This is a genomic window from Hyphococcus aureus (assembly GCF_042643165.1).
Classification (GTDB): domain Bacteria; phylum Pseudomonadota; class Alphaproteobacteria; order Caulobacterales; family Parvularculaceae; genus Hyphococcus; species Hyphococcus aureus.
The window spans coordinates 937,898-958,785 of record NZ_JBHRSH010000002.1 but is presented as its reverse complement, the minus strand read 5'-3'; the positions used below and the strand labels follow the sequence as shown (position 1 = coordinate 958,785).

Here is a 20,888-nt window from a genome sequence, read left to right as displayed (position 1 = left end):
CGCGAGTTTCAAATCAGGCTAGGCTCGGTTCTCGATCACTGGGGAGAGCGATGCGAAAACCTTTTAATCCGCTGCAAGGGGCGATCCTGAAGGCGCTCACGGAGGGATTGTTCCATGGCGCCGACATGGTGATCTCCTCCGATCAGGTGGTCGCCAATGTTCAGCGGCAGTTCGCCATGATCGAGGGCAAGAAGCCGGGCGAGATCGGCTTGATCCTCTACGTCCTTTGGCTGCTTCTGGGCGGTCCTTTGTTTCTCTTGCTCGGTCCTGAATGGCGCGCGCGGCGAATCGAAAAACGTCTTCAGCGAACCCAAAACGACATGATGCAGGATCTCGCGCGCATTCGCTCCATCATCTATGCGGGCTATTACGGTCATTGGGAGGGGGTGAGCGAAGACGACAATCGCGCCAATCCGGTGCTGGCGCAGATCGGCTATACGCTTCCCGCCCATCGTGAACGCGGGTCGGGCGAAGTGCCGGTGACAGCTTTCCCCGGACGCGATCTGACTTACAGCGATATTCTGGAGCCGGATCAAATTCCGCAATCCGCCGGGGTTATCGTGATCGGATCGGGCGCCGGCGGCGCCGTGGCGGCGGCGACGCTGGCCGGTCACGGACATGACGTTCTGATCATCGAGGCGGGGCCGCATTATCCGTCCAGCCGCATCACCCATGAAGAGCGCAGGATGACCGCGCATCTCTTTGTTGATGGCGGCATTCAGACCAGCCGGGACCATGACATCGTGGTGTTTCAGGGACGCTGCATCGGCGGTTCAACCGTCATCAATAACGGCATCTGCCTGCGTGTGAAACAGAACGGCCTGACGCATCCGCATGCTGATGACGTCTTCGCCGACTGGGCCGCGCTCGGCGCCCCGGTCGACGAAGCGCGGTTTGTACGTTCCTATGAAGCGGTGGAGGCGCGGCTTGGGGTGGAGCCGGCGCACCCGCAAAGCGGACGTCATAATGGTCCGCATCTGCTGCGCGGCTGGGCGGATCACGCCGCCGGCACCGGCGATGAAAAGGACGCACAGTCGCCCGCGACCTGGTTCAATAAAAATTATGGCCCGCGATCCATCGGCGCCGACTGCGCCTATTGCGGCTATTGCAACACCGGCTGTCCCTATGGCCGCAAACAAGGAATGGCGCAGTCTTATCTGCTGGACGCGCGCAAAAACGGCGCGATAATTATGGCGGATGCAGAGGTTCGCCAGATCATCTGGAAGCATGACGATCCGCAGACCGCTAAGGGCGTGGAGGTCCGCCTGCGCGATGGGACTCGGCGTTTCATTGAGGCAGGCAAAGGCGTTGTCGTCGCCGCCGGCGCGCTTGCCTCGAGCCGTATTCTGGAGCGCAGCGGCGTTGCGAATACGGGCACGGAGATTTCGCTAAACATTGCCTGTCCCGTGGTAGCGCTGATGCCCGAGGGTGCGCCCTTGCGCGCCTGGGATGAAGACCAGATGACCACCTATGTGGATCGCGGCGATTTCCTGCTGGAATCCCATTTCCAGCCGCCCATGAGCATGTCGACCTTAATGCCCGGCTGGTTTGGCGACCATGCGCGCCGCATGAGCAATTATAACCGGCTTGCGTCGGCGGGCGTGCTTGTGCCTGCGGACCGGCGGGGGCGGCTGAAAAAAGGGAGCCTCAGTTTCAAGCTGCGCGACGATGTGGAGCTGCCGCTTTTGCGCCGTGCGCTCAGCGCCTTGTCCAAGGTGCATTTCGCCGCCGGCGCCGAGGAGGTTTATCCCGCTGTGGCGCGCGGGCTGGCGCTGAAACCGGGCGATGACATTGACGCCTTCTTCAACCGCGTCATCAGGGAAGCCGACGACGTTACCTTGTCCAGCTCGCATCCTCATGGCGGCAATGGACGCAACGCCGACCCTGAAAAAGGCGTCGTCGATCTCGATTGCCGCGTCCACGGAACGAGGAATGTTCTCGTAACCGACGCCAGCGTCTTTTCGAGCTGCATCCGCGTCAACGCCCAGCTCACCACGATGGCGATGGCGCATTATGCGACCGCGCGTGATCCGTTTGCGGTGAGCGCGTAAGCTCACTTCATTCGCGAGGGTTGCGATCTGTCAAAGGTGGTGCGTTTAATCGAGATGAGCAGCACAAGCCGAGATATATCCAATGACACCTGAAACACGCCGCGCGATTGAAGCCGACTGCACACGCCTTATTCATCATTACGCCAATCTGACTGACGCCCATGATTGGGCGGCGATTGTTGCGCTTTATGCGGAGGGCGGGCTGATGACGCGGCCGACGGCGCCGGATGCGCCTATAATCGGAAGGGAGGCGCTCATGGAAGCTTTCACCGCGCGCCCGCCGCGTATTTCGCGCCATGTCTGCGCCAATGTGGTAGTGGATGTCACAAGTGAAATCGAGGCGTCCGCTTTCAGCGTCATCCTGTTATTCACAGGGGCTGAAGCCGAAGACGGCGGCCTGCCCATCAAGGGAGAGGGCGCGCCGCTGGTCGGGACCTACAGGGATAAGTTCAGGAAAACGGCCGAAGGCTGGCGCTTTGCGGAACGCCGCGGCGCCTTGTCCTTCCGGCCTTAGGCGATTTTACAGCTTAAAGCCTTCATCCTGAGGAGCAAAATTTCTTCGTCCTTCGAGACGCTTCCCAGACCAAGTCCGGGTCGCCCTCAGGATGAAGAAATTTTTGTGTCTCGAAGGATCGAAGGTGCGCCTAGTCCTTCTTGCGATTGAATTCCGACGGCTGGTTGGCGAACATTTTCTTCGCAGCCGGGCGGTCATTGATCCGTCCCAGCCAGTCGAGAATCGCGGGCGTGTCTTTTTCGTTTACAAATTCCGGAAAGCCGTGCTGCATGCCGTTTGCGATCGCGAAGTTACAGATGTCGGCCAATGTATATTGATCGCAGGCGAGCCACTTGCTTTCCTTCAGGCGCGCTTCGAGCTTTTTCACCGAATGGCCGATCTTGCGCATTTCTTCGTCAAGAAGATCCTGCGGGAAGCCTTCGCGCGCGCGCCGCCATTTCACTTTCTGTTCATGGATCGGCACCTTGTCGACCATGGCCTCGAATTCCTCGTCGGAAAGCGGCTTCACCATATTCCCGACCATGCGGTGCCAGCCGATGGTGGAAACGCACCAGCAGAAATATTCATCCACCCACTTCGTCCAGATGCGCATTTGCGCACGCTCGAAATTATCGGCGGGGCGCAGCGGGTTCTGGTCGGGAAATTCGTCTTCGAGATATTCACAGATCACCGTCGATTCGGTGACGATCTTGCCGTTGTGTTCAAGCGCCGGAACCTGACCATTGGGATTAAGCTTTTTGTACCAGTCCGAGTGATGCTCGAACTTCGCCGGGTTCAAAAAAACGCTCTCGAACTCCAGTTCTTTTTCATAGAGCGCGAGCAGGGGTTTGAGCGAATTGGCGCCGGGGCCGAAGGAGTAGAGTTTCAAGGCCGTTTCTCCTGAACTACTGGATTTTTGTTGGCCTGACCCTATCCGAACCCGGCGCGCCGAAACTGCCGCAAGGCGAAGTAAATGCCCCGGTTTTTATGAATTTCCCGCTTGGTGCGTTCCTGGTGGCGGACATGAAAACGCCGCCGGAGCGGGGACCGATGCTCCGGCGGCGCGTTTCGCGAGGACGTTCCCTCCCTGAAAAAGAACTTAGCTGGCTGCTGCGAACTGGTTCATTGTATTGTCTTTACCGCCCGCTTTCAGCGCCGCTTCACCCGCGAAATATTCCTTGTGATCATCGCCAATGTCCGAGCCCGACATGTTCTGGTGCTTGACGCAGGCGATGCCCTGGCGGATCTCCTCGCGCTGGACGTTTTTGACATAGCCCAGCATCGCTTCTTCGCCGAAATAGCGTTTGGCGAGATTGTCCGTGGAGAGCGCCGCCGTGTGATAGGTCGGCAGCGTGATGAGGTGGTGGAAGATGCCGGCGCGCTTCGACGCATCGGCCTGGAATGTCTGAATGCGCTTGTCCGCTTCGAGCGCAAGCTCGGTGTCGTCATAATCAACGCTCATCAGCTTGTCGCGGTTATAGGCGGAAACATCTTTGCCTTCGCTCGACCAGGCGTCGAAGACCTGCTGGCGGAAATTCAGCGTCCAGTTAAAGCTCGGTGAGTTGTTGTAGACGAGCTTGGCGTTCGGAATGACTTCACGAATGCGGTCGACCATGCCGGCGATCTGCTCCACATGCGGCTTTTCGGTTTCGATCCAGAGAAGATCGGCGCCATGCTGAAGCGAGGTGATGCAGTCGAGAACGCAGCGGTCTTCGCCGGTGCCCTTGCGGAACTGGAAGAGGTTTGACCGCAGGCGTTTCGGGCGCATCAGCTTGCCGTCGCGCGTGATGACGACATCGCCATTGTTGATGTCATTGGCGGCGACCTCTTCGCAATCGAGGAAAGAGTTATACTGGTCGCCGAGATCGCCCGGCTCTGCGGTGAATGCGATCTGTTTGGTCAGACCGGCGCCGAGAGAGTCCGTACGCGCGACGATGATTCCGTCGTCAACGCCAAGCTCTAGAAAGGCGTAGCGGCAGGCGCGAATTTTCGCGAGGAAGTCTTCATGCGGAACCGTAACCTTGCCGTCCTGGTGGCCGCATTGTTTTTCGTCCGAGACCTGATTTTCAATTTGCAGCGCGCAGGCGCCAGCCTCGATCATTTTCTTGGCGAGCAGGTAAGTCGCCTCTGCGTTGCCGAAACCGGCGTCGATGTCGGCGATGATCGGCACGACATGGGTCTGGAAATTGTCGATTTTGTTGAGGGCCTGTTTTTCCGTCACCTGATCGCCAGCCTCGCGCGCGGCGTCGAGATCGCGGAAGAGAAGCCCAAGCTCGCGCGCGTCAGCCTGTTTGAGGAAGGTGTAGAGTTCCTCGATCAGGGCCGGCACGGAGGTTTTCTCATGCATGGACTGGTCAGGCAGGGGACCGAATTCGGAGCGCAGCGCCGCGACCATCCAGCCGGAGAGGTAGAGATATTTGCCTTTGGTCTCGCCGAAATGCTTCTTGATGGCGATCATTTTCTGCTGGCCGATAAAGCCGTGCCAGCATCCAAGCGACTGGGTGTAATTCGCGGGGTCGCGATCATAGGCTTCCATGTCGGCCCGCATGATCCCCGCCGTATATTTCGCGATATCGAGCCCGGTGTGGAAACGATTCTGGAGGCGCATCCGGGCCACGGATTCGGCGTCGATCCCGTTCCAGCCGTCCTGGCTTTTGATAGTGCTGGCTGCTGTGCTCAGATTCTCCAGATAAGTCATTCGATTTCCCTTTGATTCACTTAGACAATTTTACTGTGGCGGTCGGGGGTTCAGGGCCCGTCTGCGCCATTGGGTGTGAAAATAGGGGGCTGAAAAGGGTTTGTGCAGGCGCGAAAAAGTCTTATTGTCAAACTTTACAGAAAATTCCTGTAAGTATGTAAAGTCATAACTTGTAAGGGCTGAAACTCTAAGGAAACGCGATGGCCAGGGCCAAGGACAAAACCAGAGACAGGGCGGCCTTTATGGGGCCGCGCCTGCGCCGCCTCCGGCGGGAGATGGGGCTGACCCAGGCCGTCATGGCCGAGGATATTGGCGTCTCGCCATCCTACATCGCGCTCATGGAGCGCAATCAGCGGCCGATGACGGCCGAGATGCTCCTCAAGCTCGCTCAAACCTATCAGCTCGATGTGGCCTCGCTGGCCGGCGACCGGGGTGAGGAGTTCGCCGCGCGTCTCGACGGCGTGATGCGCGATCCCTTGTTCACCGATCTCGAACTGTCGCCGATGGATGTGGAGGACGTCTCGCGCTCCTATCCGGCGGTGGCGGAAGCGGTACTTCGTCTGTACACCGCCTATCGTGACGGGCAACTGGCCTTGGCTGATCATGGCGGCGATGGATCCGACAAAATGAAAAGCGCGCCGGACCCGGTGGCCGAAGCGCGGCGGTTTTTGTCGGCGCGGCGAAATTGTTTTCCGGCGATTGACGATCACGCGGAGCGGATCGCGGCGGACATTGCCCGGGCCTTTGGGAGCGCCGATAATTTCGAAAGCTATTTCAAAGAACAACACAAGTTAGGGGTCCGGCGTTTCCCGCCCGATATTATGATGGGCGCGGTGCGCCGCCTCGACCGGCATCGCGGTGAAATCGTGCTGGATGAAACGCTCGATCGCGCCAGCCAAAACTTTCAGCTAGCGCTGCAGATCGCCTATCTCGACATGCGTGAGACAATTGATGAGGCGCTTGGCGAAGGCGGATTCACCTCGGAAAACAGTGAGCGTCTCGCGCGAAGGGCGTTGGCGAGCTACGCCGCTGGCGCGCTGATGATGCCTTATCGCGCTTTCGTCAAAGCGGCCGAGCGCCGCAAATACGATATCGAGGCTTTGTCGCGGCAATTCGGCGCCAGCTTCGAACAGATCGCCCATCGCCTGACGACCCTGCAACAGCCGGGGCAGGAGGGGGGGCCGTTTTTCTTCATTCGCGTCGATGCGGCAGGCAATGTGTCGAAGCGGCTCGACGGCGCCGGCTTTCCGTTCGCGCGTCATGGCGGCTCATGCCCGTTGTGGTCGTTGCACCAGGCGTTCCGCACCCCGCGCGAAATTCTCACTGAATGGGTGGAGCTGCCAGATGGCGAGAAGTTCTTCACTATCGTGCGCACGGTGACGGCGGGCGGCGGCGCTTATGGCGCCCCGCGCATTGAACGCGCTGTGGCCCTTGGCTGCGCCGCGAAACACGCGCACCGGCTGATCTATACGCAAGGGATGGAGATCAAAGACGCAAAGCCCACGCCTATCGGCATCGCCTGCAAACTTTGTCACCGCATCGAATGCGCTGCCCGCGCCGAACCGCCGATCGGTCGGCAGGTTTTGCCGGATGATTATCGCCGCACGATTGCGCCGTTCGGTTTTTCGGACAGGTAAGTAGTTGACAGAGAAATCAACTATTAAGTATCAGCAACTTTGCAACTCACCATGCTGAAACAGCGCATGGAATTTCATGAAAAAATATGACTTTACCGTGGCTGGGCGCGAGAGCGCTCTGTTCGATGCTTTTTTTGACGATTTGGATGAAGACCGCAAATGGGAGTTTACTTTTGCGCGCTGGACTTTGCTCGAAAGAGTTATCTGGCAGTTCAAACCATCCAACACGTATTGTCATCTCGATGGCTTCGATTTTGACCAATATACTCAAACCGAGAATGGATTTGTGGGTGTAGGAAGAGTTTGGATGCTCCCTGAGCCGGGAACGCCCGGCGATATTGCCACGATAATGGCTGTTGAGTTCGACCACGATCGTGAATGTGTGCAGCGCTCGTCAATATGGGTTGGTTCAGTTGTGCCAAAACGTGCGAAAGCGCCTCGAGTTGAGGCTATTGAGATGATAGATTTCTTTTCGGCGAAGCTGAATCTTAGCGACGAATGGGTTCTGGCTTTTGAGAAAGGCCAGCACGGGTGGCGTCACAACGACGAATTTAACCTATCGATTTTTCTCATGCCTGATTTGGACTTAGGTAGTGTGCCCTAGCCTTCAAAGTTAGAGCCTATCCTTGCACGGCTTTCGCTTCTTTCCGCCAGCGCGTGAGCAGGAACTCGGTGTAACCGTTCGCCTGTTCCGCGCCTCTGAAAATGAGATCGCAAGCCGCCTTGAAGGCCGGGCCGTTGAAGTCCGGCGCCATGGGCGTATAGGCGGGATCGCTGGCGTTTTGTTTGTCGACCACGGCGGCCATGCGCTTCATGGCTTCCATCACCTGATCCTCAGTCAGAAGTCCGTGCATCAGCCAGTTGGCGATGTGCTGCGATGAGATGCGCAAGGTCGCGCGGTCTTCCATCAGGCCCACATCGTGAATGTCGGGCACTTTGGAACAGCCGACGCCGTGATCGACCCAGCGCACGACGTAACCGAGAATGCCCTGCGCGTTGTTGTCGAGCTCCTCGCGAATTTCGTCTTCGCTGAAATTGACGCCATCCGCGAAGGGCGGGGTCAGCAATTTGTCGAGATCGCCAGTGGCTTGGCCTTTGAGTTCTTCCTGTCGTTTGAAAACATCAACTTCGTGATAGTGCATGGCGTGGAGCGCCGCGGCGGTGGGCGAGGGCGTCCAGGCGGTGGTGGCGCCCGCTTTCGGGTGGCCGATTTTCTGCTCGAGCATCGACGCCATCATATCGGGCGCCGCCCACATGCCCTTGCCGATCTGCGCCTTGCCGGCAAGGCCGCAGGCGAGGCCGATGCCCACATTGCGCGCCTCGTAAGCTGCGATCCAGGCCGAGTTTTTGACCTCGTTTTTACGGATAATGGGCCCGCCTTGCATGATTGTATGGATTTCATCGCCGGTGCGGTCGAGGAAGCCGGTATTGATGAAAACAAGACGTTCGCGAACCGCGTGAATGCAGGCGCCGAGATTGGCGGAGGTGCGTTTTTCTTCATCCATCACGCCGATTTTCAGCGTATTTTTCGCCATACCGAGCATCGCCTCGACGCGCTCGAACAATTCGGCGGCGAAGGCGGCTTCTTCCGGTCCATGCAGCTTCGGCTTGACGATATAGACCGATCCTGCGCGGGAATTCACATGCGTATTCTTCAAATCGTGAAGCGCGATCAGCGACGTCACCGCCGCATCCATCATGGTTTCAGGAATTTCATTGCCATCAGTATCGCGAATGGCGCCCGTCATCATGTGGTGGCCGACATTCCGGACCAGCATCATTGAGCGGCCATGCAGCGAGAACGCCTTGCCGTCCGGCGAGACATAGTCCCGGTCCGGATTGAGCCGCCGGGTCATTTTCTCGCCGTTCTTGTCGAAGGTGTCTTCGAGATCGCCCTTCATCAGGCCGAGCCAGTTGCGGTAGACCGTGACTTTGTCTTCCGCGTCGACAGCGGCGACGGAATCTTCGCAATCCATGATCGTTGAGACTGCGGCTTCAATAATTACATCGGCGACGCCTGCCTTGTCGGTCTTGCCGATGGGGCTTTCCGGATCGATGACGATTTCCAGGTGGAGGCCGTTGTTTTTGAGAAGAACCGCATCCGGCTTGGCGGCGTCGCCGCGAAAGCCGACAAATTTCTCCGGCTGCGCAAGTGCAGTTTCACCCTGTACGGTGTCGACGATTAAAGCGCCGTCTTTGACGCTATAGGAAAGCGCGTCGGCGTGTGAGCCTTTTTCAAGCGGCGCCGCAAGATCGAGCAGCGCGCGTGCGCGGGCGATGACTTTGTCACCGCGTTTCGGATTGTAGGTCTTGCCTTTTTCCGCGCCGCCGTCTTCGGGAATGGCGTCTGTTCCGTAGAGCGCATCATAAAGCGAGCCCCAACGGGCGTTGGCGGCGTTCAGCGCATAGCGGGCGTTGTTGACCGGCACGACAAGCTGCGGCCCTGCAACGGCGCGCAATTCCTCGTCGACATTTGCGGTGGAGATTTCGAACGGCGCGGGCTCGGGGACCAGATAGCCGATCTCTTTGAGAAACGCGGTATAGGCCGCAACGTCGTACTTGCCTTTATGCGCGCGGTGCCAGTCATCGAGTTTCGCCTGTAACGCATCGCGTTTCGCCAGCAATTCCCGGTTACGAGGGGCGAGATCGGCGATGACTTCTGCAAAGCCGCTCCAGAAATCGTCAGCGCTCACACCTGTTCCGGGGAGCGCTTCATCTTCGATAAAGGCGGCGAGTTCAGGTGCAATAGTCAGTTGCGCGCGGTTCGTCATCTTAGTTTCCTGTAGGCTATGATCTCGGTTACAGTATCGGTTACGGGGCGCTACCAATAGGCAATCAGCCGCGAAATGGAATAGGCAGGGGTGGAATCTGCTGTTATTTCTTCTAATAGGGTCCCGGGATAAAAAACGGCGGCGACGGACGATTTTATATGGCGGTAGAACGCATTGTTATTATCGGCGCGGGGCAGGCGGGCGCACAGGCCGCTGTTTCCTTGCGTCAGGGTGGGTACAAAGGCGCGATCACAATGATCGGCGCCGAAGAAGCGCCGCCCTATCAGCGCCCGCCACTATCGAAGGCTTATCTCAAAGGCGATCTTGACGAGGCGCGTCTCTATTTGAGACCTGCAGAGTTTTATGAAAGCCAGGAGATTGCGCTTCATCTCGGCGTGCACGCCACCGGCATCGATCGCAAGGCCAAGGCTGTTTCAACAGATGACGGCGAAACCCATCTCTATGACGCGCTGTTGATTGCAACGGGCGCGCCGCCGCGGCGGATCTCTGCGCCCGGCGCGGACCTGACGGGCGTTCATTATTTACGGACCCTTGCGGATTCGGATTCGCTGCGTCCAATGCTGGCGGCTCCCGGCCGTGTCGTGATTGTCGGCGCCGGTTATATCGGACTGGAAGTCGCCGCTGTCGCGCGTCAGGCCGGCCGCGAAGTGACAGTGCTCGAAATGGCGCCGCGCGTGCTGGCGCGCGTCGCGAGCGAGCCGGTGTCGGCTTTTTACGAGAGCCTTCACAAGAATGCAGGCGTCGATCTGCGACTTGGGGCGGCCTTTGCGGGTTTTGAAGGCGAGGGACGCATTCACGGCGCGCGGCTTCAGGATGGCGAAGTCATCGAGTGCGAAACCGCGCTGGTGGGCATTGGAGCCGCGCCGGAAGTCTCGCTTGCAGTCACCGCTGGTCTTGACGTCGAGAACGGCATTATTGTCGACGAGCATGCGCGCTCGTCAGATCCGTCAATTTTTGCAGCAGGCGATTGCACCAACTTTCCGTCGCCCCGTTATGGCCGACGGATGCGTCTTGAATCCGTCCCCAACGCTATAGAACAGGCGAAAGCCGCCGCCGCGAACATGCTCGGCAATGAAACCGTTTATGATGCGCTGCCATGGTTCTGGTCCGATCAGTATGATGTGAAGCTGCAGACGGTCGGCTTGATGGAAGGCCATGATGATTTAATCGTGCGCGGCGATCCGGCGGAGAAAAAATTCGCCGTCTGGTATCTGAAAGACGGCAAGGCGCTGGCTGTTGACGCGATTAACGACCCGGCGTCATTCGCCATGGGCAAGAAGCTGATAATGACTGGCGCAACGCTCGATCCGGCGAAGCTTGCGGATACAAACGTCGACCTGAAGGCGCTCGCTTAGCCGTAGAGAACGCCGGGAAGCCAGGTTGCAATCTGCGGCCACATTGCAAGAACGCCAAGGGCGAGAAGCTGGATTGCGATATAGGGAATGGCGCCGCGATAGATGTCGGCGGTTTTAACTTCCGGCGGCGCGACACCCCTTAGATAGAACAGGGCGAATCCGAATGGCGGCGTCAGAAATGACGTTTGCAGATTGATCGCCATCATCACGCCGAGCCATACGGGGTCGAGCCCCATGGCGAGGAGCGGAGGGCCCACGAGCGGCACGACGACAAGCGTGATCTCGATAAAGTCGAGAAAGAAACCGAGCACGAACATCACCAGCATCACGGTGAGGACGGCGCCGACAACGCCGCCGGGCGTCGCCGCCAAAGCGCGGTGGACCGTGTCGTCGCCGCCGAGCCCGCGGAAAACTAGCGAGAACAAGGCTGCGCCGATGAGGATGGTGAACACCATGGTTGTCACCCGCGCTGTTTGATCGAAGATCGGCGCCATCGCTTTTTCCCGGTGCAACTGGAACAGGCTGGCGACAACGCCCCAGGGCGTCAGCGCAAACAACAAGAAGGCGATGGCTATGCCCGCAGTCTCTGTTGTGGAAATGCTTTCGCGGCCAAGACGCAGATCGAGTGTGGCGGTGAGCGCGAGCAGTCCGATGATGGCGGCGGCGGAAACAAGAACCGCAAACCGCCCCGCAAGGATCGACCCTTTTGGCGCAAGGCGCATGCCGGCGATGAGTAGCGCGCCGATGGCGCCGACGCTGGCGGCCTCGGTCGGGGTGGCGACGCCCGCAAGGATCGACCCCAACACCGCGATGATCAGGATGAGCGGCGGCGGCAGGGTTTTCATGGCGGCGGCCCAGACCTCTTTGCGGCTGCCGAGTTCGGCTGCAGGGATCGCGGGCGCCTTTTTCGGCGCTGTCACCGCAATGAAGAGTTGCCAGCAAATGTAAAACCCGACAAGCATCAGCCCCGGGAACAGCGAGCCGGCGAAAAGATGGCCGACGGAAACCGTCTCCGGCGACATGATGCCTTGCTGAAGCTGCGCGCGCTGATAGGCGTTGGAAATCACATCGCCCAAGAGGATCAAGACAATTGACGGCGGGATGATCTGACCGAGCGTGCCCGCCGCGGCGATGGAGCCCGACGCGAAAGCGGGGTCGTAGCCGCGCCGGAGCATGGTCGGCAAGCTGAGCAATCCCATGGTGACGACGGTGGCGCCGACAATGCCGGTCGAGGCGGCGAGGAGCATGCCGACAATAGTGACCGATAAACCCAGTCCCCCCGGCAATGAGCCGAACAGCTTCGCCATTTCATCGAGCAGTTCTTCCGCGATTTTCGATTTCTCCAGAACGACGCCCATCAAAATGAACATCGGGACGGCGATTAATGTCGTGTTGGAGACCGCGCCGAAGACGCGTTGCGGGAAGGGAATGAGATAGGAAATATCAAAGACGCCGAACATCAGGCCAAGCACGGCGAAAAGAAGCGCTGTGCCCGCAAGGCTGAACGCGACCGGATAGCCCGCCATCAGAACGGCGCACAGAACAAGCACCATCAAAATATCGAGCCAGCCCGCAATGGCGCAGGCGCAGAAAGCGACATTGCCGATCTCGAATTCCATCAGCCGCGCTCCTTCAACGTGGCGACGGCGCGCGCGGCGATGACAAACCCGGCCATCATCATCAGGATAGCGAAAGCGGGAATGAAGGATTTGATAATGAAGAGCGCTTGTATGCCCGAAGATTCATTCGAGCCTTCACCAACCGCCCATGACCGCGCCACATAAGGCGAGCCGGTCCAGATCAGGAGAAGGCAAACGGGAAAGAGCAGGAAATACGTCCCGGCGAGATCCGTCAGCGCTTTTTTACGCGGGCTCGCCGCGCGGTAGAATATATCGACGCGCACATGGTCGTCAGTGAGGAGGGCGTAGCCGCCCGCGAGCAGGAACACGGCGCCATGCATATAGGTGATCGATTCCTGCATGAAGATGTAGTTGAGGCCGAAGACATAGCGCAAAATGACGACGCCAAACTGAGTGACCGCCATGGCGAGGAGCAGCCACATCACCGTGCGGCCTATGGTTCCGGTAATCGCCACAAAGGCGCTGACCAGATGTGACGACAATCTCCTTGAACCGATGATGCCGGTCGCTGCGACTGTCGCCGCGAATAAACTCACAAACCAGATGACTTTTGCTAACGACGGCGTCAGCGCCAATATTGGCGTCAGGTGCACGAAGAGAACGCCAGCAAAAACCAGCGACCCAGTGAGCGCGGTCCAAAACAGGAGCGGCCTTTTTTCCGAAAGCAAAAAACCGAGCGGCAAAAGCGCCAGCGGAAAAAAAACGCCAGCCGCGGCCCAGTTGAGAATATCGCCGATGAGTTCAAGCATGGCTCAAATATCGAACGCTTTGCGGCGCGCGGACATATAGGCTTCATCGGAAATCCGTCCCCATTCCATGGATCGAATGAGAGACTCCCGGAAGCTCTGATATATCCGGCCTGTAAGGTCGTCTGTCGCGGCGGTTTCCTCCAGGACGGTTTTGCTGGCGTCAGCGAGCGCGGCCATGACATCCTCCGGCATCTGGCGCAATAGGACACCGTGCTCGTTGATCAATTGCTCCAGCGCGATGGCGTTATGGTGCGTGAACTCGGCGATGGAAATATTGTTGGCGCGCTGACACGCGCCCTGGATGATCGATTTTTCTGTTGTCGTCAGCGTGTCCCAGAGGTCCAGATTGATTCCGCAGGCAAGCTGCGAACCCGGTTCGTGAAAACCGGGCCAGTAATAATATTTCGCTTCCTGATAAAAACCGAAAGCGAGATCGTTCCAGGGGCCGACCCATTCGGTGGCGTCGATGGCGCCGGATTGCATGGCGGGATAGATCTCGCCGCCGGAAATGGCGACGGCGGAGGCGCCGATACGGCGGAGGACTTCGCCGCCAAGACCGGGCATGCGCATTTTCAAGCCGCGAAAATCTTCAAGCGAATTGATTTCTTTTTTGAACCAGCCGCCAAGTTGATGACCGGAATTGCCGGCTGCGATCGGTTTGATATTGAACCGCGCGGACAACTCGTCCCAGAGCGCCTGACCGCCGCCGAATTCGGTCCACGCCATGATTTCCGAAAGGGTCATGCCAAAGGGAACGGCGGTGAAGAAATTGAAACCCGGCGATTTCCCGACCCAGTAATATTCCGCGCCGTGATACATGTCTGCTGCGCCGTTGGAGACGGCGTCGAAACTTTCAAAAGCGCTGACTAGCTCGCCCGCTGCAAAGACGCGCACAGTAATGGCGCCGCCGGACATTTCAGTGATGAATTGCGCAATACGTTCCGGCATGGCGCCAAGGCCGGGGAAATCCTTCGGCCACGTCGTCACCATTTTCAGTTCGCGGGAATTGATCGCGCCCGGAATGGCTGCGCCGCCAGCGGGCGCGCCGCATTCACACCCTGCGACCAGTCCGGCGGCGCCCAAGGCGCCGCCTGTGAGTAATTGTCTTCGCTTCATCATGAGGCGGTTCGCCCCTCCCTGATTATTTTTTTTCGTCTTCGATGACTTCGATGTCGACGTCGCTTTCGCCGGATTCCAGTTGCTCGCGCTGGCGTTTGGCGCGCCATGCTTCGTAAGCGGCTTCTTTTTCTTCGCGCGTTCTTGCGGCGCCGACGCCGCTATTGACGGCGAGCGATGATCCGCTCCCGTCATATCCGCTGCTCCGGCAGGTGTTCTCGACCGCGTAGCAGCGCTGCATGCAGGCGGCGCGCGCCGGACCGTCATCCAGGCTGGTGCAATCTGTCTGGCAGGCATTGTGCTGACCGGTGCAACGGTCGCTAGCGTAGCTGAACGGCGCTGAGGACGAACAGCCAACGATAAAAATGCTGGCAAAGGCGGCGGTAAGTACTCTGATGCTCATGACGACTCCCAACAATGCAAAAAAGCCCCGCCCGCTCGATAAGTGTAACGGTACAATGACCCGGCGCGAGGGCAAAGCAGTTTGGAGCGTTCAGGGGGCGTGCGAGAGGAAAACCGTTAAAAAACGGCGTCGGCCGGCTTGGTCTGGCGGTCCATCCGGGTCCAGCCATTGGGGCCCAGCATTTCCAGCGGCTGGAAGGTCTTCTTGTAGTCCATCTTGGTTGAGCCATTCACCCAGTAACCGAGATAAACATAAGGCAGGCCCAGCTCACGCGCGAAAGAGACGTGATCGAGGATCATGAAGCGGCCGAGGCTGCGCACGTCGTCTTCGGGCTCGAAGAATGAGTAGACCATGGAAAGGCCGTCAGTAAGACGGTCGGTGAGCGCTGCGCCAATGAGCCGCTCTTCGCCGGTGTCTTTGTCCAGCAATCTGTATTCGATGATGATGGTGTCGACCGCCGTCTCCTCCACCATGGAGGCGTAGTCGAGCACGGTCATATCGGCCATGCCGCCATCGCCGTGACGGTCATCGAGATAGGCGCGCAACATCGAGAATTGCTCGCCCGTGGCGCGCGGTCCCTTGATGCGGCGAATGATGTCGGCGTTGCGGGCGAGGGTGCGGCGGCGCGAGCGCGACAGATCGAAATCATCGACGACAATCCGCACAGGCACACAGGCGCTGCACGCTTCGCAAGCCGGCAAATAAATAAGATTTTGCGACCGCCGGAAACCACGGCGCGTCAGAAGCGCATTTGTGGAAGAGGCGCCGTCGCCGGAGAGATAGGAAAAAATTTTCCTTTCCCGTTTGCCTTTCAGATAAGGGCAAGGCGCGGGCGCTGTGATGAAAAACTCACCCCCGTCAAGGCCGAACCGTCGCGCGAAATCTTCGTTACTCATGTGATCCAACGTAAGGGATAAACCTTAGCGGGCCATTATCGTGACTGCAATGAATCCGTTCTATTCCCATGTCAAATGGGCTTTAATTCAGGCCAAAATAGAAGCTCGCCGTCGCTGTGTACACAATCCACAGGAGAATAATGAGCGGGCCGCCGACGATCATGAAATCCCTAAATTTGTAATGACCGGGGCCCATCACGAGGAGATTGGTCTGATAGGCGATGGGCGTCGCGAAGGAACAGTTCGATCCAAAGATGACAGTGAGGACGAGAATATGTTCGTCGATCCCCGCCTGCTGGGCCGCGGCGACTGCGACCGGTGTGAACAGGACGGCGGTCGCATTATTGGACAGAACATTGGTCAATGCGGCGCACATGATGAAGAAAGCCGAGATGAGAACGATAGGCCCGAAGCCGTCGGAAAGCGTCGCAATGGCGTGCCCGAGAAAAGCCGCGCCGCCGGTGCGCTCCAGCGCTATGCCCATGGCTAGCGATGCGCCGATCAACAGATAAATCCGCCTGTCGATGGCCCGCGCCGCCTGACGCACATTGAGACACCCGAACGCCACCATCGCGGTGGCGCCCGCGATTGCGGAAACGGCGATGGGGGCGAGACCTGTGGCGGTTAACGCAATCACGCCGGCGAAAATCAGCGCGGCGACATTGGCGTTGCGCTGGTCGGGCAGCCCCTGCATGGACCATTCAAGGAGCAGAATGTCCCGGTCGGACCGGAGCGCGCGGATATCCTTCAGATCGCCAAGAATGAGGAGCACATCGCCCGCCTCAAGCCGGATTGTGTTCATCTGGGTGCGGATCATGCGGCTGCGCCGTTCGATGCCGAGAATGACGCAATTGGTCTGGGCGTGGAAGCTGATCTGCGCCACCGACCGGCCGATAAGGCGCGAACCGGGCGCCACGATGGCCTCCACCATGGTGAGCTGGGTCGAACGCTGGACTGAGCCGTCTTCTTCATCGGCGATGGTTGTTTCGGCCATCAGGCCTTCGAGCATTTCCGGGCTCGATTTTAACAAAGAGGTGAGGGAGGCGCGCGTGGCCGCAACGATGACGAAGTCGCCTGCGCGAAAGGCGAAGTCCTCAAAAGGCGGCAGCATCGCGCGCTCGCGCCGCTGCACCATGCGCACCGTAATGTCTGGCAGGTCGACGAACAGCCCGGCGACAGGGCCCTTGCCCACAAGCGGGTGTCCGCGCGTGATTTCAATCTGCGCGATGAAATGCTTGCCTTCGCGATCATTGACGCCGGGCTGGTTCGGGTTGTCCCGCTTCGGCAGCAGCCAGCGTCCCGCGGTCGCCATATAAATAACGCCGGCGGAGGCGAGAATAAGCCCCATGGGGGTCAGTTCGAAGAAGCCAATTTCGCCGCCGGTTGTCGCGCGATAGGACTGCGCGGCGAGGAGGTTCGTCGAAGACCCGATCAGCGTGGTCATGCCGCCGAGGATCGACAAGTAGGATAGCGGCATCATGAAGCGCGACACCCGGATTTTACTCTGCTGCGCGATCGCCGCCATAATCGGAATAAACATCACAACCACAGGCGTGTTGTTCAAAAACGCGCTGATCATCATGATGAAGATGAAGACCAGGCCGGTGACGATCATCGGCCGCTTGTCGAAGGCGCGCAGTAAATACTCGGTCGGGTGTTCAAGCGCGCCGGCTTGGAACATTCCCTGACCGATAATCAAAAGCCCGAGAATGGCGAACAGCGCGGGGCTCGCAAATCCGGACAAAAGGACTTCCGTCGACAGTCGGTTTACGCCGTCGGCCTCGAAAGGCGCGATGAGAAACAGCACCAGAAGCGCAACGATCGCGCCGCCTGACACAAGCTCCAGCGGAAAGCGGTCGAGGGTGTAAAAGACGATCGTCACCGCGACAATCGCCATGGTGGCCCACATCTGCCACGGGGCTGCCTGTAAAGTTTCCATCATGTCAGATTGTCGTGACCCGGCCCTGTTGTGAACCTTTACCCCGCCGGACAGTCCGGTCAGGGCGCTTGTTGCATTTTGTATTTTCGCGATTTGGTGCTAACGCCACAAGTCCTAAATGTTTCAATATGTTGTGGGAAGCCCCCCATAAGGCGGCCTCCACAGGGCGGAAGCCAGCGATGACAGACAAATACAGACCGCTCAAGGACGCTTTTGGCCGTTTCGCCACCGGAATTGGCGTGGCCGCTTGCCGCAACGCAGCGGGCGAGATTTCCGCTATCACCATTAATTCCTTCACATCGGTCTCGCTGGAGCCGCCGCTGGTGCTCTGGTGTCTGGAAAACCGGGCTTCCACATACAGCGCTTTCATGAACGCCGACAGCTACAGCGTATCCATTCTCCGGGCCGATCAGCAGGCTGCGTCCCAGCGGTTCGCGCATTTCCTGCCTGACGGTCCGCGCGAGGAGGAATTCGAAAACTGGGTCACGGGCGCGCCGATCCTCAAGGAGCGTCTCGCCGGTTTCGATTGCAAGGTGGCCGCGCGCCACGACGCTGGCGATCACATTATACTGGTTGGCGAAGTCGTGCGTTTTGACAGTGTTGACGGCGCGCCGCTGCTTTATTTCGCCAGCAATTACATTCAGGGAACACCGGCGACATGACAAAAACCGCTTTTCTCGGGCTTGGTGTGATGGGATTTCCCATGGCGGGCCATCTCGCGGCGAAAGGTTACGACGTCACTGTCTATAACCGGACGACAGCCAAAGCCGATCAATGGGCGAAAAAATATAAAGGCGTGCAGGCGGAAACGCCGATCGAGGCGGTGAAGGATGCCGACCTTGTTTTTGCATGCCTTGGCGACGATCCCGATGTGGCCGCTGTTGTTGACGCGGCGCTCGACGGTCTGAAAGCGGGCGCAGTGTTTGTGGATCATACGACCGCGTCGCCGTCGCTCGCGCGCCAGCTTCATGCGGCGCTGGCGCAGAAGAATGTCGGTTTTGTTGACGCGCCGGTCTCCGGTGGGCAGGCGGGCGCCGAGAATGGAAAGCTGTCCGTCATGTGCGGCGGCGACGAAAAAGATGTTGAGACAGCTCGGCCGGCGATGGAAGCCTATGCGGCGAGGATTGTTCATATCGGTCCCGCAGGGCATGGCCAGCTTTGCAAGTCGGTGAACCAGATCTGCATCGCCGGCGTGCTGCAAGGTTTGTCGGAAGGCGTTCATTTCGCCGCAAAGGCCGGGATCGATATTGACCGCGTCCTGGAGGCGATTTCCGGCGGCGCGGCCCAGAGCTGGCAAATGGAAAACCGGGCCAAGACCATGGCCGCCGATGAGTTCGATTTCGGCTTTGCGGTCGACTGGATGCGCAAGGATCTGCGCATCGCCCTGGCTGAAGCCCGCGAAAACGGCGCTCGCCTGCCGGTCACAGCCCTTGTGGACCAGTTTTACGGCGATGTTCAGGCCATGGGCGGCGGCCGCCAGGACACTTCTAGCCTGATCCGCCGCCTCGATGATGGCGATTGATTAAGTAGACGCGTTGGGCGAACCAGCCCAAAAGGCCGCTGCTGCGTGGCCTGTTTCCGGTCGTTTACGGATTGGAAAGGCGATTCGCCGAGGTTCCGCTGCAACCAGCCCTGAGGGGATATGGCGTCCACAACCGAAGGGCGCGGGGCAACAGCAGAAGGCGTTTCAAGATGAAGTACAAAAATCCGCACGGCTCTAAAAAATACGCCGTCGCGCCGCTTTCCCTGATCGCATTGGCGGGGGGCGCCGCCCCGGCGATGGCCTCGGGCTTTGCGCTGAACCTGCAAAGCGCCGAAGCGCTGGGCGCCGCCACGGCGGGAGCGCAAGCGACCCCGGCCACGCCGGGCAACGCCTATTTCAACCCGGCGTCGATTGTTGGCGTCGAGGGGATGGAAACATCGCTCTCCTTTATCGGCGTGCTCAACGACACGTCTTATGAGAATGCAAACGCGGCCTTGTTTGGCGTCGTTCCGGTCGCCGGCGACACGGCGGGCGAAGGCATAATCGGCGATGCGGTTATTCCGACTGGCGCCGCAGCAGTGAAGCTGAGCGATCATCTTTTCGCCGGAGTCGCGCTATATGCGCCGTTCGGCTTCAACACCGAATATGATGATACGTCCGCTTTGCGCTATCACGGCACATACTCGCAAGTCGTTTCCGGCGTGATCCAGCCAATGCTTGGCGTTTCGTTCGGAGGCTGGTCAATCGCGGCGGGGCCGAAGTTTGAATATGTGGATATCGATCTCGAAGGCGCTATTGACGCCGCCGGGATTGAATCGGCGCTGTTGATGACCATGGCTATTCCGGGCACGGATGATGCGTCTGTCGATGTGTCTGCGAATGACTGGGGAACAGGTTTTGTCGTCGGCCTTCAAGGCCATGTCGGCCACCGGCTGACGGTTGGCGCGAGCTTTTCCTCCAAGGTCGAACACTCACTAAGCGGAACCGCCGCCTTCGATATTTCAACCTCGACGTCGGGCCAGACGCTGTCGGGACTGGCCGGCCTGTTTCAGGACACAGGCGTCACCAGCAGCTTCACAACGCCGGCGAATATTCAGTTTGGCCTCAACTACGAGGTCAATGACAAGACTCGTGTCCTCGCCTCGGCGACGCAGACGCGGTGGAAGAGTTTCGACCAGCTCGTCCTCAATTTTGAAAATCCTGCGCAACCGGCGGAAACGACGACGCAGAACTGGAAAAACACATGGGCCGGGGCAGTCGGCGTTGAGCGTGATTTCGGTCCATCCCAGACGGTTCGTCTCGGCGTGATGTATGAAGACGACCCGGCGAACCCTGATTTTTCAAGCCCGCGGGTGCCGGGCGCGAGCCGTGTGTGGCTCGCCGCAGGCTATTCCCGTGATCTGTCGGAGCGCGCGAAGCTGCATCTCGCCGCATCCTACGCGATCGCCGAGACAACACCGCTGAATGAATCCGCCGCCTATCCGGAAAACCTCTTTCGCGGATCGGTGACGGGCGAAACAGACATCAGCGGTTTTGTCGCGGCTGTCGGCGTCGACTGGCGGTTCTGACTTCCCGGATGACTGCACGGCGCCATTGCCGCCTAAGGTCACTTATGCGATTTACTCCGGGAATTCAG

At 59.0% G+C, this 20,888-nt stretch carries 17 protein-coding genes; 8 read left to right on the top strand and 9 right to left on the bottom strand.

The genetic code is table 11. From position 1 onward, the window contains the following. Positions 1–50: 50 nt before the first annotated feature. Both ACFOOP_RS17520 and ACFOOP_RS17515 read left to right on the top strand, forming a co-directional pair. Positions 51–2,051: a GMC family oxidoreductase N-terminal domain-containing protein gene (locus ACFOOP_RS17520; protein ID WP_379882451.1), complete on the top strand. Its 2,001-nt coding sequence runs from the start codon at positions 51–53 to the stop codon at positions 2,049–2,051. A gap of 82 nt (positions 2,052–2,133) precedes the next feature. Then, on the top strand, positions 2,134–2,565 hold the full coding sequence (locus ACFOOP_RS17515) for a nuclear transport factor 2 family protein (RefSeq protein WP_379882450.1): 432 nt from the start codon (positions 2,134–2,136) through the stop codon (positions 2,563–2,565). A gap of 130 nt (positions 2,566–2,695) precedes the next feature. On the opposite strand, the gene ACFOOP_RS17510 is transcribed toward ACFOOP_RS17515, so the two are convergent. Continuing rightward, entirely contained in the window at positions 2,696–3,433 is a 738-nt protein-coding gene (locus ACFOOP_RS17510) for a glutathione S-transferase family protein (protein ID WP_379882449.1), read from the bottom strand. Positions 3,434–3,643: 210 nt separating this feature from the next. After that, entirely contained in the window at positions 3,644–5,242 is a 1,599-nt protein-coding gene (locus ACFOOP_RS17505; protein ID WP_379882448.1) for an isocitrate lyase, read from the bottom strand. Positions 5,243–5,442: 200 nt separating this feature from the next. Here ACFOOP_RS17505 and ACFOOP_RS17500 point away from each other — a divergent pair, with 200 nt between their 5' ends. After that, positions 5,443–6,879 carry a helix-turn-helix domain-containing protein gene (locus tag ACFOOP_RS17500; protein WP_379882447.1) on the top strand — a complete coding sequence of 479 codons (1,437 nt, stop codon included), beginning with the start codon at positions 5,443–5,445 and terminating at the stop codon, positions 6,877–6,879. Positions 6,880–6,955: 76 nt separating this feature from the next. Next, positions 6,956–7,483 carry a hypothetical protein gene (locus ACFOOP_RS17495; RefSeq protein ID WP_379882446.1) on the top strand — a complete coding sequence of 176 codons (528 nt, stop codon included), beginning with the start codon at positions 6,956–6,958 and terminating at the stop codon, positions 7,481–7,483. A 16-nt stretch (positions 7,484–7,499) separates the two neighbouring features. Here ACFOOP_RS17495 and ACFOOP_RS17490 read toward each other — a convergent pair whose 3' ends face one another. Continuing rightward, entirely contained in the window at positions 7,500–9,650 is a 2,151-nt protein-coding gene (locus tag ACFOOP_RS17490) for a malate synthase G (RefSeq protein ID WP_379882445.1), read from the bottom strand. Between the two features lie 158 nt (positions 9,651–9,808). Between ACFOOP_RS17490 and ACFOOP_RS17485 the strand changes: the two genes are divergently transcribed. Beyond that, the gene (locus tag ACFOOP_RS17485) at positions 9,809–11,026 is read left to right on the top strand and encodes an NAD(P)/FAD-dependent oxidoreductase (protein ID WP_379882444.1); all 1,218 of its coding nucleotides are present in this window, start codon (positions 9,809–9,811) and stop codon (positions 11,024–11,026) included. Here ACFOOP_RS17485 and ACFOOP_RS17480 read toward each other — a convergent pair. The 6 genes from ACFOOP_RS17480 to ACFOOP_RS17455 all read right to left on the bottom strand — a co-directional run bounded on the left by ACFOOP_RS17480 (position 11,023) and on the right by ACFOOP_RS17455 (position 17,772). Then, positions 11,023–12,645, bottom strand: coding sequence for a TRAP transporter large permease (locus ACFOOP_RS17480; RefSeq protein WP_379882443.1), 1,623 nt, complete (start codon positions 12,643–12,645; stop codon positions 11,023–11,025). The two genes, ACFOOP_RS17485 and ACFOOP_RS17480, sit on opposite strands and share 4 nt — an antisense overlap. Then, a complete protein-coding gene (locus ACFOOP_RS17475) occupies positions 12,645–13,415 on the bottom strand; it encodes a TRAP transporter small permease subunit (protein WP_379882442.1) in 771 nt (256 codons plus the stop codon). The genes ACFOOP_RS17480 and ACFOOP_RS17475 overlap by 1 nt, the downstream gene beginning before the upstream one ends. Before the next feature lie 3 nt (positions 13,416–13,418). Then, positions 13,419–14,534 (bottom strand): TRAP transporter substrate-binding protein, encoded by a 1,116-nt coding sequence (locus ACFOOP_RS17470; RefSeq protein ID WP_379882441.1) that lies wholly within the window; start codon positions 14,532–14,534, stop codon positions 13,419–13,421. Between the two features lie 22 nt (positions 14,535–14,556). Then, complete coding sequence (locus tag ACFOOP_RS17465; protein WP_379882440.1) at positions 14,557–14,934, bottom strand: hypothetical protein; 378 nt, start codon at positions 14,932–14,934, stop codon at positions 14,557–14,559. 116 nt (positions 14,935–15,050) lie between these two features. Beyond that, positions 15,051–15,830: an arginyltransferase gene (locus tag ACFOOP_RS17460; protein ID WP_379882439.1), complete on the bottom strand. Its 780-nt coding sequence runs from the start codon at positions 15,828–15,830 to the stop codon at positions 15,051–15,053. An 82-nt stretch (positions 15,831–15,912) separates the two neighbouring features. After that, a complete protein-coding gene (locus ACFOOP_RS17455; protein WP_379882438.1) occupies positions 15,913–17,772 on the bottom strand; it encodes an SLC13 family permease in 1,860 nt (619 codons plus the stop codon). Positions 17,773–17,948: 176 nt separating this feature from the next. Between ACFOOP_RS17455 and ACFOOP_RS17450 the strand changes: the two genes are divergently transcribed. The 3 genes from ACFOOP_RS17450 to ACFOOP_RS17440 all read left to right on the top strand — a co-directional run bounded on the left by ACFOOP_RS17450 (position 17,949) and on the right by ACFOOP_RS17440 (position 20,820). Beyond that, on the top strand, positions 17,949–18,431 hold the full coding sequence (locus tag ACFOOP_RS17450) for a flavin reductase family protein (RefSeq protein ID WP_379882437.1): 483 nt from the start codon (positions 17,949–17,951) through the stop codon (positions 18,429–18,431). Further along, entirely contained in the window at positions 18,428–19,291 is an 864-nt protein-coding gene (locus tag ACFOOP_RS17445) for an NAD(P)-dependent oxidoreductase (protein WP_379882436.1), read from the top strand. The genes ACFOOP_RS17450 and ACFOOP_RS17445 overlap by 4 nt, the downstream gene beginning before the upstream one ends. 170 nt (positions 19,292–19,461) lie before the next feature. Next, entirely contained in the window at positions 19,462–20,820 is a 1,359-nt protein-coding gene (locus ACFOOP_RS17440; protein WP_379882435.1) for an OmpP1/FadL family transporter, read from the top strand. Positions 20,821–20,888: the final 68 nt, after the last annotated feature.

Bases quoted from the DNA above. Each gene is read 5' to 3' on its own strand.
- ACFOOP_RS17520 (WP_379882451.1), top strand. From the start codon at position 51: ATGCGAAAACCTTTTAATCCGCTGCAAGGGGCGATCCTGAAGGCGCTC.
- ACFOOP_RS17515 (WP_379882450.1), top strand. From the start codon at position 2,134: ATGACACCTGAAACACGCCGCGCGATTGAAGCCGACTGCACACGCCTT.
- ACFOOP_RS17505 (WP_379882448.1), bottom strand. From the start codon at position 5,242: ATGACTTATCTGGAGAATCTGAGCACAGCAGCCAGCACTATCAAAAGC.
- ACFOOP_RS17500 (WP_379882447.1), top strand. From the start codon at position 5,443: ATGGCCAGGGCCAAGGACAAAACCAGAGACAGGGCGGCCTTTATGGGG.
- ACFOOP_RS17495 (WP_379882446.1), top strand. From the start codon at position 6,956: ATGAAAAAATATGACTTTACCGTGGCTGGGCGCGAGAGCGCTCTGTTC.
- ACFOOP_RS17490 (WP_379882445.1), bottom strand. From the start codon at position 9,650: ATGACGAACCGCGCGCAACTGACTATTGCACCTGAACTCGCCGCCTTT.
- ACFOOP_RS17485 (WP_379882444.1), top strand. From the start codon at position 9,809: ATGGCGGTAGAACGCATTGTTATTATCGGCGCGGGGCAGGCGGGCGCA.
- ACFOOP_RS17480 (WP_379882443.1), bottom strand. From the start codon at position 12,645: ATGGAATTCGAGATCGGCAATGTCGCTTTCTGCGCCTGCGCCATTGCG.
- ACFOOP_RS17475 (WP_379882442.1), bottom strand. From the start codon at position 13,415: ATGCTTGAACTCATCGGCGATATTCTCAACTGGGCCGCGGCTGGCGTT.
- ACFOOP_RS17470 (WP_379882441.1), bottom strand. From the start codon at position 14,534: ATGATGAAGCGAAGACAATTACTCACAGGCGGCGCCTTGGGCGCCGCC.
- ACFOOP_RS17465 (WP_379882440.1), bottom strand. From the start codon at position 14,934: ATGAGCATCAGAGTACTTACCGCCGCCTTTGCCAGCATTTTTATCGTT.
- ACFOOP_RS17460 (WP_379882439.1), bottom strand. From the start codon at position 15,830: ATGAGTAACGAAGATTTCGCGCGACGGTTCGGCCTTGACGGGGGTGAG.
- ACFOOP_RS17455 (WP_379882438.1), bottom strand. From the start codon at position 17,772: ATGATGGAAACTTTACAGGCAGCCCCGTGGCAGATGTGGGCCACCATG.
- ACFOOP_RS17450 (WP_379882437.1), top strand. From the start codon at position 17,949: ATGACAGACAAATACAGACCGCTCAAGGACGCTTTTGGCCGTTTCGCC.
- ACFOOP_RS17445 (WP_379882436.1), top strand. From the start codon at position 18,428: ATGACAAAAACCGCTTTTCTCGGGCTTGGTGTGATGGGATTTCCCATG.
- ACFOOP_RS17440 (WP_379882435.1), top strand. From the start codon at position 19,462: ATGAAGTACAAAAATCCGCACGGCTCTAAAAAATACGCCGTCGCGCCG.